The sequence below is a fragment of the Escherichia sp. MOD1-EC5950 genome, from assembly GCF_002965345.1.
Taxonomy (GTDB): domain Bacteria; phylum Pseudomonadota; class Gammaproteobacteria; order Enterobacterales; family Enterobacteriaceae; genus Escherichia; species Escherichia marmotae.
The window spans coordinates 1-1227 of record NZ_PTSR01000096.1; the positions used below are offsets into that span (position 1 = coordinate 1).

Consider the following 1227-nt stretch of genomic DNA (forward strand, 5'->3'; position numbering starts at 1 on the left):
GGCAAAGTGGCATCAAAAGAGATATTTCATACCCAGCATTCCCTGGGTATCGCTGTAACCGTTGTCACCCAACTGCTGGGCGACGTTGCCCCACAGTTGCAGACGCGGATTAAGCTGACCTTCCACCCCGACTTTTAACTCACCGATGTTACGCGCACCGATGATTTCATCGCTGATGCCATCCATCTTCACACTGTAATTGCGGGAGTTATAAATCCAGTTGGCTTCCACAAAAGGCTGGAAGGAACGCTCTTTATGATCATCAAGAGCATTATGGCCTTGCAGATACGCTTTCACCCCCAGACGCGTTTGCAGGTTGCCTTCGGTGCTGTCCTCAACCAGAGTGCCATTGTCTTCAGTATGATTGTCTGCCTTCACATCCATCCACGTCAGTTGCATTTTTGGCTGCAACCAGTAGCTGGTACGCGCATCGGCGCTTTCACCAAGACGGAAGGTATAACCCGCTTCAATGGCAGCGGTTATGCCGTCAGAGTGATATTTCTCACCCGGCAGGTACTCGCCGGAGACGGTGTTATCAAACCAGTTATAGAGCAACCAGCTATCAACATAAGTCCCGGTTTTGTCCGCTTCGTTAGCGTACCAGGTGCCATACACCCCCACACTGTAGCCGTCGATTTGCCCACGTGAGCTGTACCCGGTCAGGTTGGAATGGGTGTGACTCTTGCTGTTGGCATAGCCAGCCATTAAGCCGAGATGCCAGCGATCAAGGTCATTACTGCTCCATTGTGCGAGGTCGCCGCCCAGTTGCAGAACATAACGGTTGCTCTGGGTGCTCAATTCATCCGAACGATCTTTAAAGCGATTATGCCCGCCAATGTTACGCATCCACAGGCTGGTTACTTTCTGCTCGCCGGTCAGCAGGTCGGTGTATTGTGTTTCCCCCAGACGGTCATGCAGTCGGGTATTAAACAGCGTATTTGCCGCCTGAATATTGGCCAGATAGCTGCCAATTTCCGGGCGATACAGATGTTTTCGTTCTGGTTGTGGAACAGCTGGCGTAACAGGTGGCTCCGGTGTCACAGGCGGTTCTGGTGTTACAGGGGGTTCTGGTGTTACAGGGGGCTCAGGGTCTGGTTCCGGGATGACGGGCAGTTCCGGTGGGGTATACGGTCCTGCGGGAATTTCACTGGTTAAAAACCAGTTCTGGTTGTCGCTTTTTACCACGTTGTAGTCATAGGGACCGGCAACAATACGACCTTCTTTACT

1 protein-coding gene is annotated in these 1227 nt (G+C 52.2%); it reads right to left on the reverse strand.

Going from position 1 to position 1227, the window contains the following annotated elements; all coding sequences use genetic code 11:
• Positions 1-12: 12 nt before the first annotated feature.
• Positions 13-1227: autotransporter outer membrane beta-barrel domain-containing protein (locus BEA93_RS24400; RefSeq protein ID WP_123058262.1), on the reverse strand; the 1215-nt coding region annotated here is incomplete at its 5' end.